This is a genomic window from Actinomycetota bacterium, from assembly GCA_005888325.1.
GTDB lineage: Bacteria > Actinomycetota > Acidimicrobiia > Acidimicrobiales > AC-14 > AC-14.
Genome location: VAWU01000072.1, coordinates 1 through 14,326 on the forward strand (window position 1 = coordinate 1; position 14,326 = coordinate 14,326).

At 69.7% G+C, this 14,326-nt stretch carries 12 protein-coding genes and 1 pseudogene; 3 read left to right on the plus strand and 10 right to left on the minus strand.

The window, feature by feature from the left end; translation table 11 throughout:
* Positions 1 to 353: 353 nt before the first annotated feature.
* A complete protein-coding gene (locus tag E6G06_21275) occupies positions 354 to 1,697 on the plus strand; it encodes a hypothetical protein (GenBank protein TML86015.1) in 1,344 nt (447 codons plus the stop codon).
* Here the strand turns inward: E6G06_21275 and E6G06_21280 are convergent.
* Genes E6G06_21280 through E6G06_21300 form a run of 5 tightly spaced genes read right to left on the minus strand, consistent with a single transcriptional unit; the run spans position 1,669 to position 5,208 of the window.
* Positions 1,669 to 2,838 (minus strand): xylose isomerase, encoded by a 1,170-nt coding sequence (locus E6G06_21280; GenBank protein TML86016.1) that lies wholly within the window; start codon positions 2,836 to 2,838, stop codon positions 1,669 to 1,671. The genes E6G06_21275 and E6G06_21280 overlap by 29 nt on opposite strands.
* Positions 2,839 to 2,886: 48 nt before the next feature.
* Positions 2,887 to 3,660 carry a UDP-galactose-lipid carrier transferase gene (locus E6G06_21285; protein ID TML86017.1) on the minus strand — a complete coding sequence of 258 codons (774 nt, stop codon included), beginning with the start codon at positions 3,658 to 3,660 and terminating at the stop codon, positions 2,887 to 2,889.
* Positions 3,638 to 4,231 (minus strand): hypothetical protein, encoded by a 594-nt coding sequence (locus tag E6G06_21290; protein ID TML86018.1) that lies wholly within the window; start codon positions 4,229 to 4,231, stop codon positions 3,638 to 3,640. The genes E6G06_21285 and E6G06_21290 overlap by 23 nt, the downstream gene beginning before the upstream one ends.
* 42 nt (positions 4,232 to 4,273) lie before the next feature.
* Entirely contained in the window at positions 4,274 to 4,594 is a 321-nt protein-coding gene (locus E6G06_21295; GenBank protein TML86019.1) for a hypothetical protein, read from the minus strand.
* 56 nt (positions 4,595 to 4,650) lie between these two features.
* A complete protein-coding gene (locus tag E6G06_21300) occupies positions 4,651 to 5,208 on the minus strand; it encodes a hypothetical protein (protein TML86020.1) in 558 nt (185 codons plus the stop codon).
* Positions 5,209 to 5,363: 155 nt separating this feature from the next.
* Here E6G06_21300 and E6G06_21305 point away from each other — a divergent pair, with 155 nt between their 5' ends.
* Together E6G06_21305 and E6G06_21310 are read left to right on the plus strand one after the other, a co-directional pair.
* Positions 5,364 to 6,500, plus strand: coding sequence for a DUF1565 domain-containing protein (locus tag E6G06_21305; protein TML86021.1), 1,137 nt, complete (start codon positions 5,364 to 5,366; stop codon positions 6,498 to 6,500).
* Positions 6,501 to 6,503: 3 nt separating this feature from the next.
* Positions 6,504 to 7,457 (plus strand): annotated as a pseudogene (locus E6G06_21310) (NAD(P)/FAD-dependent oxidoreductase).
* A 789-nt stretch (positions 7,458 to 8,246) separates the two neighbouring features.
* Here E6G06_21310 and E6G06_21315 read toward each other — a convergent pair.
* The 5 genes from E6G06_21315 to E6G06_21335 form a co-directional block, all read right to left on the minus strand.
* The gene (locus tag E6G06_21315) at positions 8,247 to 9,386 is read right to left on the minus strand and encodes a thiolase family protein (protein TML86022.1); all 1,140 of its coding nucleotides are present in this window, start codon (positions 9,384 to 9,386) and stop codon (positions 8,247 to 8,249) included.
* Complete coding sequence (locus E6G06_21320; protein ID TML86023.1) at positions 9,383 to 9,814, minus strand: DNA-binding protein; 432 nt, start codon at positions 9,812 to 9,814, stop codon at positions 9,383 to 9,385. The genes E6G06_21315 and E6G06_21320 overlap by 4 nt, the downstream gene beginning before the upstream one ends.
* Positions 9,807 to 10,199, minus strand: a complete 393-nt coding sequence (locus E6G06_21325; GenBank protein ID TML86024.1) for a hypothetical protein — start codon at positions 10,197 to 10,199, stop codon at positions 9,807 to 9,809. The genes E6G06_21320 and E6G06_21325 overlap by 8 nt, the downstream gene beginning before the upstream one ends.
* A 73-nt stretch (positions 10,200 to 10,272) precedes the next feature.
* Positions 10,273 to 12,783, minus strand: a complete 2,511-nt coding sequence (locus tag E6G06_21330; protein ID TML86025.1) for a hypothetical protein — start codon at positions 12,781 to 12,783, stop codon at positions 10,273 to 10,275.
* Between the two features lie 56 nt (positions 12,784 to 12,839).
* Positions 12,840 to 14,291 carry an aldehyde dehydrogenase gene (locus E6G06_21335; GenBank protein TML86026.1) on the minus strand — a complete coding sequence of 484 codons (1,452 nt, stop codon included), beginning with the start codon at positions 14,289 to 14,291 and terminating at the stop codon, positions 12,840 to 12,842.
* Between the last annotated feature and the right edge of the window lie 35 nt (positions 14,292 to 14,326).

A 14,326-nucleotide genomic window follows, 5' to 3' on the forward strand; every position in this document is an offset into this window, starting at 1 on the left:
GCGACGCAGTGGGTGGCGATACGCCGCCTTCGTCGGGGGGAAGGCGCGCCTTGGGACCGGGTGCTCGGGGGTCTGGGCGCGACCATGGTCGTCGGATACTTCGCGGAGGCGCTCGTGCGGCGGCGGTTGCAGCGATCGGGCTACGACGCGGTGGAGACATCGTTGGTCGCCGTCGCCATCACCCTTTCGGGCGCGATGGCCGTGCTCGGGCTCAGGTCGCGAAGCAACGAGGGCGTTCGCACTTGACGGACCTGCACGACACAGGTGCGCCCGTCACCGTTGAGGCACGGCGCACGGGCCCGACGTCACGCGGCCCTCTCGGCGCAGTGTCGCCGGCGCAACGTCTGGCGCTCGTGGTCATTTTCGGGGTCGCCCTCGCGCTGCGGATCGCCTGGTGCGTCCACTCGGCTCGACCACCGCACATCGGCGACCCGGTCGCCTACTACTTCTACGGCAACCAGATCGCAGAGGGACACGGCTACCACAGCTTCACCATCTTCCTCGGGCGGATCAGCGAGATCGCGCACGGAGGGCCCCGCGTCTTCCCCAATCACAACGTTCCCACGGCCATGTTCCCGCCCGGCTATCCCGCCGTGCTCGGCGCCCTGTTCTGGTTCGTCATCCACTCCCCACTTCCCGACAACCTGGTCGCGGCCGCGGTGTCGCTCAACGTCGCGCTCAGCGTGGCGACCGTGCTTCTCGCGTTCGAGATCGCCCGCCGACTCTTCGACGTTCGCGTCGGGCTCGTGGCCGCTGCGCTGCTGGCCGTCTACCCGAACCTCATCTACTACACCGCCACGCTCCACTGGGAGACCACCTTCGTCTTCATCGCGTTGGCCACGGTCCTCGTGGTGCTCAGACAACCGTGGGTGGACGGTCGTCTGCCGACGCGCACCCTCGTCGCGTTCGGCGTGCTGCTCGGGCTCTCCGTCCTGATCCGCCCGATGTCGCTCGGCTTCGTGGCGGCCCTGTTCGTCGCCTCGACGATCGCCGGCGCGGGGATGCGGCGCGCGTTCACCCAGTGCGGGATCGTCATGGGCGTGGTGGCGCTCATGGTTCTCCCGTGGACGGTCCGCAACATCGTGAAGATGCATTCGCCCGTGGTGATCGCCACCGAGCTCGGACCCACGTTGTGCGTCTCGCGTCAGCCCGGCGCGCGCGGCGACAAGGACCTTTCGTTCATGCACCGGTACTGCGAGCCCCCAAGCACCCAATTCCCGATCGAGCGGCGCGAGGTGAAGGCCAACGACCACGCCTTCGCAAAGTCGATCGAGTTCGTCGTCCACCATCCGCTCCGCGAGCTGCGGCTCTGGGTGCCGCGCACGCGCTACGCGTACGAGCAGGACCACGACGCGATGGACGACGTGAGCTGGTTCATCTCCCCCCGCTCGGTGCGTGCTTTGAGCCGAGTCGCCGACTGGTTCTACTTCGGCGTGCTGACGCTGGCGGCCGCAGGCACCTGGGCGTTCGCGCGCCGAGCCGAGCCGCGCCGGATCTTGTTCCTCATCGCGGCGGTCTCACTCGCCGCGACACCGATCTTGCTGTACGGCGCGCCCCGCTACAAGGTGCCGGCAATGCCACTCATCACGATCGTCGCGGCCGCCGGGGCGGTGACGATCGTCGACGGGCTGCGGGCTCGAGCGGCTCGGCCACCGACCGCGTATCCGGCTACCGCGCGCCGAGAAGCAGCTCGTTGACCAGTTGGTCGAGACGTTCGTGGCCGTAGCCGCGCCCGGCCAGCGCATCGAGATCGAACCGCTCGGCGCGCAGAGCTGCGAGCGCTCTGGCAGACGGCCCCTGAGGCAGGGTCGGCTCGCGTAGGCGGTCGACCTGCGCGACAGCCAGCGCGGCGGTGATCTCGGGGTCCTCCCGGAAGCGACGGGCCTTCTCGGCCAGGATGAGGTACGTGCGCATGCAACCCCTCGCGAAGTCCCACACGCCGGCCGCATCCTCGGTGCGGTAGGCGTGCGCGTCGAAATGACGCATGCCCGGCCAGTCCGCGTCCTCGAGGAGCTTCACCGTGTAGAACGCGTCGCGCGCACCCTCTGCGCCGAACCTGAAGTCCTGGTCGAACTTGCCGATCCGCTGGGCGTTGAGGTCGATGTGGAAGAGCTTGCCGGCCCAGAGCGCCTGCGCCACCCCGTGGTGGAACGACAGGCCCGACATCGTCTCGTGGGCGAACTCCGGGTTGAGGCCGACCAGGTCGCGGTGCTCGAGCCGCTCGATGAACGCGAGCGCGTGCCCGACCGTGGGGAGGAACAGGTCGCCGCGGGGCTCGTTGGGCTTGGGCTCGAGCGCGAAGCGCAGCTCATAGCCGCGATCGACGACATAGGCACAACACGCGTCGACGGCCTCGGCGTAGCGGTCGAGCGCGGTGCCAACGTCTTTGGCCGCGTCGCACTCGACACCTTCGCGCCCACCCCACATGACGAAGACGTTGGCCCCCAGCTCGACGCCGAGCTCGATCGCCTCGAGCGTCTTGGCCAGCGCGTAGCGACGCACCGAGGGTTCGTTGGCGGTGAAGGCGCCATCCTTGAACACCGGGTGGCTGAAGAGGTTGGTCGTGGCCATGGGCACCTTCATGCCGGTGGCGTCGAGGGCCCGGCGGAAGCGCTTCACGATCGACTCGCGCTCGCTCGGCGACGACCCGTCCGGCACCAGGTCGCTGTCGTGGAAGTTCACGCCGTACGCGCCCATGCCGGCCAGCTCGTGCACCGCGTCGACGGGGTCGAGGACGGGGCGCACCTCGTGGCCGAAGGGGTCGCGCCCACGATTTCCCACGGTCCAGAGGCCAAACGTGAACCGGTGCTCGGGCCGAGGCTCGTACGCGTCGTTCATCCTCGCGACGGTAGCGTTTGCGAGCTCAGGGCAGGACCGAGCTGACGGTTATTTCAGCGGCAACCCGCGCGCGGCCATGCCGTCCTCGATCGATCGGCACACCGTCTCGATGACCCGCACGCGCGCGTAACGCTTGTCGTCGCCCTCGACGAGGTGCCATGGCGCGGCGTCGTGGCTGGTACGGACGATCATCTCCTCCACCGCCCGTTCGTACTGCTTGCGCTTCTTCCGGTTGCGCCAGTCCTCGTCGGTGAGCTTCCACACACGCAACGGATCGTCTCGTCGGCGCTCGAAACGGCGCAGCTGCTCGGCATCGGAGATGTGCATCCAAAACTTCACGAGGATCATCCCCTCGGCCACGAGCGACTCCTCGAACTCGACGATCTCCTGGTAGGCGCGCGTCCACTGCTTCTCGGTGGCCAGCCGCTCCACCCGCTCGACGAGCACGCGCCCGTACCAGGAACGGTCGAGCACGGCCATCCCGCCCCAGCCCGGTAGCGCGGGCCAGAAACGCCAGAGGAAATGGTGACGTTTGGCATCTGGCGTCGGCGCTGCGAACTGCGCCACGCGCACGTGCCGGGGGTCGAGGCGGGCCACCAGCCGCTTGATCGCCCCGCCCTTGCCCGAAGCGTCCCAACCCTCGAACAGGACGCACAGCGGCGGGCCGAGCCCACCGCCGCCGATGAGGCCGCCGAGGACGAGACGAAGGTGCAGCAGCCGGAGCTGAGCCCGCTCGAGCCGCTCGGCCTCCTCCCGACGCGACAGCTTCAGACTGAGGTCGAGCTTGGCGAGGACCCGGTCAGCGCGGTCGCGTGTCGGCATTCTGGATCGCGCGGATGACGTCATCACCGACGGGCAGCGGATCGCACCCGTGGGTGTGCTCGCACACCATGTCCCACTTCGCGTCGGCCTTCGCGTGACAGCCGAAGCAGTTGCCTCCGAAGCGGTTCACCGTCTCGGTGGCGCCGCGTGTCACGATCTCGGTGCCTGCCGCCGATGTCTTCATGAAGAAGAACTCCCAGTCGTGTGTGGTCGGGTTCCAGCCCCTGGCCCGTTTGACCATCGCCTCCTGCGGGACGAGCTGGAGGATCGTGCCGACCGGGTACACGCCACCATTGGGCGAGTTCGCCACCCGCAGCGCCTCCGGAAGGTGCCCCAGGCGGTTGTCGACGAAGAAGCCGCGCACCTTCGTCATCGTGCTGAGGTTCCGGAAGTCCGCCGGTTTCATGTCGAGGTCCTCGGGGGGCGCGGTCGACGACGGGCGCGGCGCGACCGCGTGCTCAGTGCCTCCCCCGCCTCCGCCGCCACACGCACCGACCCCGGCTGCAACGACGACCGCCATCGCGATGCTGGCCGCCCACACGTTGACTCCCTGCCTGAGGTCGCTGCTCATGGTCTTCCTCCACGGGCCCCAGACGGTCGTCGGTCGAGGACCTCAGCAGGGTCGCTTGCCCCCGGTGAGCTGCAGGCAGCGCTGCTCGGCCAAGCGTCGCGCCTCGGCGGCCTCGAGGAAGGATTTGCTCAGGGCCAGGCGCACCAGCGGCGGCACGGTGCTCGTGGTCGCCGGGACCGTCGTGGTGACCCGCGCCGGCGTCGTGGTCGTGGTCGTCGTGGCCGCCCTTGCCTTGCCGGTGGCCACCGCCGCCCTGAACCACCCGGCCACCTGTGCCTTCGACGCTTCCTTCTTCTTCCCCGCGCACCCGATCAGCCCCGGCACCAGAGCTATCAGCAGCAGTACCCCCGCCATTCGTCGCACGGCTCCAAGGTAGCGGCCGCGGAACGATCCGTCCTGCCGGGCTCGGCTTTTGTGGTCTACGGGTGGCGGTCGAGCACCAACCGGGCGAGCGGGATCAACCGCTGCTCCCCGTCGGGCTCGGGGACGAGCGCGGGCGTGGCCGCGACGTCGAAACCGAACACGCCCCTACGTACCCACAACCGCCCCATCAGCGCGCTGTAGTACGCCTGATCGCCGACACCATCGACGTCACGGACGCCGCCAGGTGCGGTCAGCTTCCCGGTCTCGAAGCTGGCGATCGTGACCTCACCCTGGATGTGAAGCGTCACCACGGGCGCCGCCGGGTCGACCGGGCTCGCCCCGGCTCGGAACTCGCACTGCGCCACGGCGCCGGCCACGGGTGTGCCTGTCGCGAATGGCATGCCGAGGGCGTTGCTCACGTCGGTGTGCGTCAGCAGCTTGCACGGGTCGTCGCCCGGGAGGTCGGTCGTCGAGGTGGTTCTGACGGGGTGCTTCGGGAGCACGATCTTGTTCGGGCCACCGCCGCACCCCGCGAGCGCGGTCGCGACGACGATCGCAGATCCCGCCGCGACGGTGTGCCAAACCCCACGCCGGGCAACCCGGGTGCATCCCATGACAGCTCCTGACCACCGACTCCCTGGCGTGGGGTTCTACCAGACAACCGCGCTTCGCTGGTGGCACCGCCGGGTTCGAACGTGGCGCGTGTTTGACCGGTCGAGACGGGCCCGCGTAGGTTCGACCGCTCGCGGCGATTCCGAGGAGGGGAAACATGCGACGTCCGTTCAGTACCCGTCGCGCGGCCGCGATGCTGGCCGTGGGGATGGCCACCGCCATCGTCGGCGCGGGCGCGCCGGCTTGGGCCGACCGGACCACCCACACGGTGCACCCGGGTGAGTCCATCCAGGCCGCGATCGACGCCGCCCAGCCGGGCGACAAGATCCAGATCCGGGCCGGCACCTATCACGAGAACGTCTACGTCACCAAGGACGACATCGAGCTCGAAGGCGCGGGCGCGCACAAGACCACCCTGCTCCCGCCGGCCGCGGCGACACCGAACCCGTGCGTGCAGGACGACGGCACGATCTTCGGTGGCGTGTGCGTGGGCTTCTCCCAGAACGCGATCCGGGGCTTCAAGCTCCAGGACATGACCATCGAGGGTTTCGCGAACGGTGCCTTTCTGGTGAACACCAAGGACGCCGAGGTCAAGCGCATGGTGTTCGCGAACAACGAGGTGTACGGGAGCTTCTACAACAGCTCCACCGGCGGTGACTTCCACGACAACGTGGCATACGGCAGCGAGGAGGCCGGGCTCTACTTCGGCGACGCGCCAAACGCAGACGTGAGCGTGAAGGACAACGAGGTCTACGACAACGGCAACGGCATGTTGCTGCGTGACGCCTCGAACGGCAGGGTCGAAGACAACGACGCGCACGACAACTGCATCGGCGTTCTGGTGGTGAATACCGGCGAGCCCGGCGACGCCAGTCGCTGGAGGCTCGAGGACAATAAGGTCGTGCACAACGACAGGGCGTGTCCCGCAAGCGACGAGGCTCCTCCCACCTCTGGGCTCGGCATCGGGCTCGTGGGCGCGACCGAGGTCGTCGTCGACGACAACGTCGTGAACGACAACGTGGCCTCCGGCCCCTCGCCGTTGGCGTGGGGGGGGGTCGCGGTGGTGTCGTCGATCCCCTTCGGCGGCTCACCCGCGTCGGACAACCGCATCACCGACAACCGTCTCCACGGGAACGAGCCCTTCGACCTCAGCGACGACGGTGCGGGCACGGGCAACCGCTTCGACGGGAACCGCTGCGACACGTCGAGCCCGGCGGGCCTCTGCGACCACCGGAGCGGTGACCACCACGAGGGTGACGACCACGACGGTGACGGCCACGACGGCCGCGTCTGACCGGTGATCGACGGGGAGGCCGCCCGGGCCCGCCTGGGCCGGCTCGGCCTCCCCGCACCGCTCACCGAGCTGGCCGCTCGATCGTGGGACGCGATCGTGGTCGGCGGCGGGCACAACGGCCTCACCGCCGCCGCCTACCTGGCGCGTGCGGGCCATCGCGTCCTCGTGCTCGAGCGACGTGAGCAGATCGGGGGGGCGTGCACCCTCGAGCAGCCGTTCGCCGACCCCGACTGGCTGGTCAGCCCGTGCGCCTACCTCGTCGGCCTGCTCCATCCGCTCGTCGTCCACGAGCTCGATCTCGCCCGCCACGGCTACCGCGTGCAACGCGCCGACCCGCACCTCTGGTGCCCGTTCGAAGACGGCACGTCGATCGCGTTGTGGGACGACCGCGAGCGCTCGGCTGCGGCGGTGGCGGCGCTGTCGCCCGCCGACGTGGACGGCTACCTCGCCTATTCCGATTTGTTCACGCGCATCCGTCGGGCGCTGCGCGATCGGCAGCCCGAACGCGACACATGGCTCGGCGACGCTCCGGCGCGCGACGAGATCGAGGCGCGGCTCGGCCACGACCGAGAGGCGATCGACGCGCTGTTCCACGCCTCGATCGCCGACGTCGTCGAGCACCACGTCCGCGACGAACGGCTGCGCACCGCCCTGCACGGCCAGGGCATCATCGGCACCTGTGCCGGCCCGCGCGACGCGGGCACCGCCGGCATCCACGCCCACCACTCCCTCGGGATCCTCGACGGCATGGAGGGTGGATGGGGCTTCGTCGACGGGGGCATGGGGCGCGTGTCCTTCGCCCTCGCCGATGCTGCGCGCGAGGCCGGCGCGCTCATCGCGACCGGCGTCCCGGTCGCCGCCATCGTCCCCGGTGAGGGCGTGGCCCTCGAGGGCGGCGAGCGGCTCCGCGCCGCCGCGGTGATCTCGAACGCCGACCCCAAGCGCACCCTGGCCCTGTGCATGGCCTCAGCGGCCGGGAGCGGGGGCATGGCCTCAGCGGCCGGGAGCGGGGGCATGGCCTCAGCGGCCGGGAGCGGGGGCATGGCCTCAGCGGCCGGGAGCGGGGGCATGGCCTCAGCGGCCGGGAGCGACGGCGTGCCCGACGAGTTCCGAGCCCGCGTCGACGCCTGGCGCACCGACAGTCCGGTGCTCAAGGTCAATTGCGGCTTGAGCCGCCTTCCCCGCTTCACCGCCCGCTCCGACGACGCGGTCCCCCACCGAGCCATGGTGACCATCAGCACGAGCGTCGACGACACCCAGGCCGCGTGTGAGGCGAGCAGGCAGGGCCAGCCCGCGCCCGCGTGGTGCGAGCTCTACTTCCAGAGCGCGTACGACTCGAGCATCGCCCCCGCGGGCAAGCACACCATGAGCGTCTTCGCCCAGTACGTGCCGTACACGCTCGCCGACGGCAGCTGGGACGATCGGCGGGAGGAGATCGGCGACCGCGTGCTCGCCACCATTGCCCGCTTCGCTCCCGACGTCGCCGATGTCGTCGAGGCGCGCGAGGTGCTCGGGCCGCCCGACATCGAGGCGCGCATCGGGCTGACGGGAGGCCACATCTTCCAGGGCGACTGCCTCCCGGACCAGATGTGGGCGCATCGGTTCCCGCCCCGCACGCCGGTGCCGGGGCTCTATCTCTGCGGTGCCGCGACGCATCCCGGCGGCAGCGTGATCGCCGCCAACGGGCGCAACGCGGCAATGGCGGTGCTGGCCGACCTCGCCGCCGCCCGACGCTGAGCGCCGGCGTCAGGCGTTGGCGCGCAGGATCACGACACACGCGTTCGCACCGCGTCCCACGGTGTGAGCCAGCGCGACGCGGGCCCCGTCGACCTGCCGGCGGCCGGCGCGACCGCGGAGCTGGAGGACCAGCTCGACGACCTGGCCGAGCGCAGACGCGCCGAGCGGCTCACCCTTGGAGAGCAGGCCTCCGCTCGGGTTCACGGGCAGCCGGCCCGTCATCGCGGGGGTGCCCGCGTCGAGAAAGCGCGCCGCGTCACCCGGCGCGCACAGCCCGAGCTCCTCGTAGGAGAGCAGCTCACGCGCCGCGTCGGTGTCCTGGCACTCGACCACGTCGAGATCGCCGGGCTCGATTCCCGCCTCGGCGAACGCGGCCTGGGCGGCGAGCCCGGTCGGAGACGGGAAGCTGTCGTCGACGAGGCCGGCCATCGGTGTCGCCTCCCCGAGCACGCTCCCCGGGAGATGGGAGCGCAGTGCCGCGGCTTCGACGGTGACGCCGGGCCTGGAGCTCGCGCGCCTCAGCACGACCGCGGCCGCGCCTTCGTCGGGCGAGCACAGCATCCACAGTCGGAGCGGCTCGCACACGACGCGAGAGGCCAGCACGTCATGCGCGCCGACGGCCGACCGAAAGAGGGCGTCGGGATTGTGGACCCCGTTGTGGCGGTTCTTCACCACCACCTCCGCCAGGTGGTCGACCGTTACGCCCGAGTCCCGCATCAGCCGCTGGGCGCGGAGGGCGAAGTAGGCGGGTGTGGCCGCCAGGCCCGCCTCCTCGCGCCAGGGCTCGAAGAACGACGAGCGGATGATGCCCTTCGGCATCTTCTCCATCCCGAACACGAGCACCGTGTCGTACTGGCCCGACCGGATCGCGCCCGCGCCGAGCATGAGCGCGGCACCACCACTCGCGCAGCCGGCTTCCACGTCGACGATGGGCATGCCCGTCAGGCCCAACGCCCCCAGCACCTTGTGGCCGGCCGCGACTCCCGAGTACGCGGTGCCGCAGAACGCAGCCTGGAACTCCCCGCGACCGACGTTCGCCTCCCGCAACGCGGCCCGCACCGCGATGACGCCCAGGTCGGTGACCGTCGCCCCCGCGAAGCGACCGAACGGATGGAGCCCGATGCCGGCGACCTCGACGGCCGGGCTCACGGCCGGTCACCGACGGGCGCGAACGCATAGGTGACGACGGACCGGCCTTCGTCGTCGACGTGCAAGGGTGCGATCACCAGGCGCATCGCCTGGCCCCGCTCGAGCCGGTCGGGCGCGGGCTCGGTGAGGCGGGTGACGACCCGGAGGCCCTCGGGCAGCTCGACGATGCCGAACCCGAAGGGCACCTCACCGCGATACCCGGGCGGCGCGGTGGTGACGGCCGTCCATCCCCAGAGCGAGCCGACGCCCGATAACCGCGCCTCAGTGACCGCTTCCGACGAGCAGTACGGGCAGGTGGTCAGGACGGGGAAGTGGTACCGGTGGCAATCCGCGCACAACCCGCCGATGAGTCGCGGCGTTCCGTCGTCGGCGGTCGTGAACAGCCCGTCGCGTACCGGCGCGATGCCGAGCGCGCCTTCATCAGACATGCGGGTCGTAGATGAACCCGAACAAGTGCCAGTAGATGCCGATCGAGGCCGCAATCACCAACACCGCGAGCACGATCACCACCTTCGTGACCGTCAGTCGAAACTGCACCTTGTCGCGGCAGACGACCAATGGCGTCTTGTGGGTGACTGCGGTGATCGGATACGCGTTGACGATGATCAGCGTGTCGCGGGCCCACTGCGTCTTGAGCGCCTTGGGGCTCCGATAGCGGTGGAACGGCGAGCCGCAGTTGTAGGATCGCTCGCCCTTGAATGACGCGTGGACGGGGAAGAACGAGCTGGCGAGCGCGAGCACGATCACCGCGGCGCCGGCCGCGCTGAGCATGATCAACTGCCGCTTGCGTTTGACGTCGGGGTCTCCGGCCACGACTCTCGAGCATAAGCGACCCGGCCCCACCCGTCGGCTCGTTCGGGGCGCCGTCGCTGCAGTTGTCCCACGGTCATGCCTGTGCGCCGACTGCTCCGATGCGTGCCGGTTCAGGAGGCGCGACGACGGCTTCGTCAACGACGACCGCCCGGTCGGGCCGCGAGCGGGCGATGACAGCCATTGCTCCCGCAGCCATCGCGTATGCCACGAAGCCGCACCAGAAGGCGATTGAGATCCCGAAGAAGACCGCGATGACCATCCCGAACACCGAGGCGCAGACCGATGTCGCACCGTTGATGCCCCACAGGAACGCGGTGGGCGCGCCGGGACGGGACGCCGCGACACGCATGCCGATCGCGAAGGGCATCCCCATGAGGAAGCTGAGTGGCGCGAGCAGGCCGATGGCCGTCGCGATCCGAACGGGTGTGGTCGCCGCGTCCATGCCGTGCACGACGGCCGGGGTCAGGACCCCGAATGCCGCCACCGCGCCCAACAGCACGATGAGCGGCACCACCATCGAAGTCGGTCGGTCGGCGCGTATCACCCGTTCGGTCGCCATGCTCCCGAGCCCGCTGAAGAAGAGCACCGAGAACAGCACGACCGTGAGCGCGTAGATCGGATGCCCGAGGAAGATGCTGAGCCGCTGGAGCTGTGACACCTCGACCAGGAGGAAGCCCAGACCGATGCCGGCGAAGTACGTGTAGAAGGGACGCATGCCCCGATGTGCGGTGCGCTTGGTCGTGAGGAGCAGGGGCACGACGATGCAGCCGATGGCGAGGCCGAGCACCGTGATCGCGAGCATGCCGAGCACGAGCACCGGCCGCGTGGCGAAGTCGTCGCGGAAGCCGCCGCCGCTCAGGAAGGTGTGGAGGTTGGCCATCTGGAAGAAGAACGGTCGGTTGTCGCTCGGCGGGGAGATGTCCTCGGAGAACGCCTTGACCGCGGCGCCAGGGCCCTTCGGCGAGGTGAGCGCCGCGAAATGCGGGTCGACCGCCTCCCGACGGGTGAGCACCGGTGTGAACTCGAGTCGTTGCGCCTCGCGCGCGATCGTCGTGCGGGTCGCCTGCGAGAAGGGCTGAGGGCTGACGAGGATCGTCGCCGTGTTGACGTTGTTCAACCCGACGCTGTACTCGGGTCCGTGGTAGATGAGGATGTGATCGCGGGGATTGGCGACCCCGCGCTCCTTCAGCGTCTGCGCCGCGAGCGCCGTCGTCCGGTACGTCTCGAGGGGTTTCTGACGGTACGACAGTTCGTACCAACGGGAGACCGAGAGGACGCCGCCCGGCTTGAGGCGGTCGAAGAAGATCTTCCAGGCGTCGGTCGTGTAGAGCGAGTTCTCGGTCAGCGCGTACGCCCCCGCCGACGTCGCCGCCCAGGTGTCGATGAGTGAGATCTGGATGATGTCGTACTTGCGATCGGTGCGCGCGAGGTAGCTGCGCGCCTCGTCGTTCACGAACTTGACGCGGGGATTGCGGTCCAGGTGTCCGGTGAAGTCGCCGTACTTGTGGTTGGTGATGTTGAGGATGTTGTTGTTGATCTCCACCCCGGTGACCGACTTCTGCCCGAACTCCAGCGCGCCGAGGATGTCGCGCCCGCCCCCGACGCCGATGACGAGCACGTCGCCGTGAGGCTTGGCCCAGTGCGCCAGGTTCGTGATGTCGTAGCGGAGGAAGTCGGTCTCCGCCGGGTTGCCGGTGTACCGGGTGAGCATCGTGCCCGCCGTGCTGTCGATGACCATCCCCAGCTGGTTGACGCGGAAGTCACCGGGAAGCTTGGTGCTGTACCCGTACCCCGCGGGCGGCTGGGCGACGTTCTCGAAGCCGTCGACGGTGACGCGCGAGAAGGCGTTCCACTTCTCGTACCTGTGCTTCACGTCGGGGGCCTCCTTGGCCCAGATGATCCGCAGGAAGGGATTTCCCCTGGAGTGCAGATATCCGTTGAAGGCACCGAAGCCGCCGAGCACCACCACCACCCCGACGGCGAGGCGAACGCCGCGCCGGCTCCCCGCGTCGGACGCGAAGGCGACCGCGCCCAGGCCCGCGAGCGCGCCCACCACGATGACCGAGCTGGGCCCGTCGAGCCGGCTGAGCAGCACGACGAGCAGGACGCAGCCGATGGCGGCACCGATGAGGTCCGCGGCGTAGAGCCGGTTTACGCGACCGGGGAACCGGGTGAGTGCGAGGCAGACGACGATGCCGCTGAACACGAAGGGGATCGAGATCACGATGCACGTGACGGCGATCGACCAGAGACCGACGAGCGTGCCGTGCGGGGAGAAGGGGATGGCCAGCTGGGTGACGAAGCAGACGGCGAGCGAGACGCTGAAGAGCAGCGACGACCTCCAGAGATGCCGCTTGACGTCGGCGTCGCGGAACCGCTCCGGCAGGAGGTAGACGAGCAGGGCGCCGATCGTCATCCCGAAGAGGGCGACGGAGATGGCGACGAACGCGAAGTGGTACCACATGGTCACGCTGAAGATGCGCGTCAGCGCGATCTCGTACATGAGCGTGGCGAGCGTGATCGCGAACAGACCCAGGTAGGTCTTCGCTCGCACGTCGACGCCCCCGCGGGCGGTGGTCGTCAATTGGGCCTCCTCAGCGTCGTGCCGGTCCAGTTGTACCCGACGCGGGATGCCCGAGGCTAGGGCTCGAAGCCCGCCGGCAGGCTGATGGACTTCGCCTCGAGGTACGCGGCAAGGCCTTCGGGGCCGAGCTCGCGGCCGACGCCCGACTGCTTGAACCCGCCGAAGGGGCAGGAGAACTCGAGCATGAAGCCGTTGACCGTGTAGGTGCCCGTGCGGACCCGCCGGGCGACCTCGAGGGCGGCGGCGTTGTCTCCGCTCCACACCGAACCCGAGAGCCCGTAGTCGGAGTCGTTGGCGATACGCACCGCCTCGTCGACGCCGTCGAACGGGAGCACCGTCAACACGGGCCCGAAGATCTCCTCGCGCGCGATCGTCATGTGGTTGTCGACGTTCACGAACACGGTCGGCTCGACGTACCAGCCCGTGGCCTGGCTCGCGGGGCGCCCACCGCCGACGGCGATCTTCGCCCCCTCCTCCTGGCCCGTCGCGATGTACCCCTCGACCCGCCGGCGTTGGCGCTCGGCGACGAGCGGCCCCACCGTGGTGGCGGGGTCGAGCGGGTCGCCGACCTGTTGTTGGCTGACCGCGTCGCAGAGCGCGTCGACGACTTCCTGGTACCGGTCGCGGGAGGCGAGGATGCGGGTCTGGGCCACGCACGCCTGGCCGTTGTTCATCAGCGACGCGCCGATCAGGTTCGGGATGACCGTACCGATCTCGGCGTCGTCCATGATGATCGCGGCCGACTTGCCGCCCAGCTCGAGCGTCACCCGCTTCAACTGCTCGCCACACAGCGCGGCGATGCGCTTGCCGGCGGCCGTCGAACCGGTGAAGGCGATCTTGTCGACGCCCGGGTGGGTGACGAGATGCTCCCCCACCTCGCGCCCGGCCGGAACGATGTTGACGACGCCGGGCGGCAGCCCGGCTTCGTGCAACGCCTCTGCCAGCAGGTAGGCGTCGAGCGGCGTCTCCGGCGCGGGCTTGAGCACGACGGTCGCGCCCGCCGCCATCGCCGGGGCGAGCTTGAGCATGGTGACGAACAGCGGGACGTTCCAGGGCACGATCGCGCCCGCCACGCCCACCGGCTCCTTGCGGACGATGGCCTTGTTGCCGAGGACGCCGTCGCGCAGCTCCTCGAACGGGTAGGTGCGGGCGAGCCCGGTGTAGTAGTCGAGCACCATGGTCGAGGCGAACACCTGACCCATGATCGACCACGAGATCGGCGATCCCATCTCGCGCGTGATCGTCTCGGCGTAGTCCTGCGAGCGCGCCTGGATGGTCTGGCTCACCTTGGCCATGACGTCCGCGCGTTCGGCCGGCTCCATGCGCGGCCACGGACCTTCATCGAACGCGACGCGCGCCGCCGCCACCGCGTTGTCGACGTCCGCCGGGCTCGCCTCGGGAACCCGGGCGATGACCTCCTCGGTGTGGGGGGAGGTGACCTCGATGGTCGCCGAGGTGGCCGGGGCCACCCATTCGCCACCGATGAACAGCTTGTCGTGTACCTGCATGTGCGCTCCGCAGTTTCGAGTGATGGGCAGTTTCG

Excerpts from the sequence above, each read along its gene's own strand:
- E6G06_21280 (TML86016.1), bottom strand. The coding sequence starts at position 2,838 with ATGAACGACGCGTACGAGCCTCGGCCCGAGCACCGGTTCACGTTTGGC.
- E6G06_21335 (TML86026.1), bottom strand. The coding sequence starts at position 14,291 with ATGCAGGTACACGACAAGCTGTTCATCGGTGGCGAATGGGTGGCCCCG.
- E6G06_21305 (TML86021.1), top strand. The coding sequence starts at position 5,364 with ATGCGACGTCCGTTCAGTACCCGTCGCGCGGCCGCGATGCTGGCCGTG.
- E6G06_21290 (TML86018.1), bottom strand. The coding sequence starts at position 4,231 with ATGAGCAGCGACCTCAGGCAGGGAGTCAACGTGTGGGCGGCCAGCATC.
- E6G06_21285 (TML86017.1), bottom strand. The coding sequence starts at position 3,660 with ATGCCGACACGCGACCGCGCTGACCGGGTCCTCGCCAAGCTCGACCTC.
- E6G06_21300 (TML86020.1), bottom strand. The coding sequence starts at position 5,208 with ATGGGATGCACCCGGGTTGCCCGGCGTGGGGTTTGGCACACCGTCGCG.
- E6G06_21320 (TML86023.1), bottom strand. The coding sequence starts at position 9,814 with ATGTCTGATGAAGGCGCGCTCGGCATCGCGCCGGTACGCGACGGGCTG.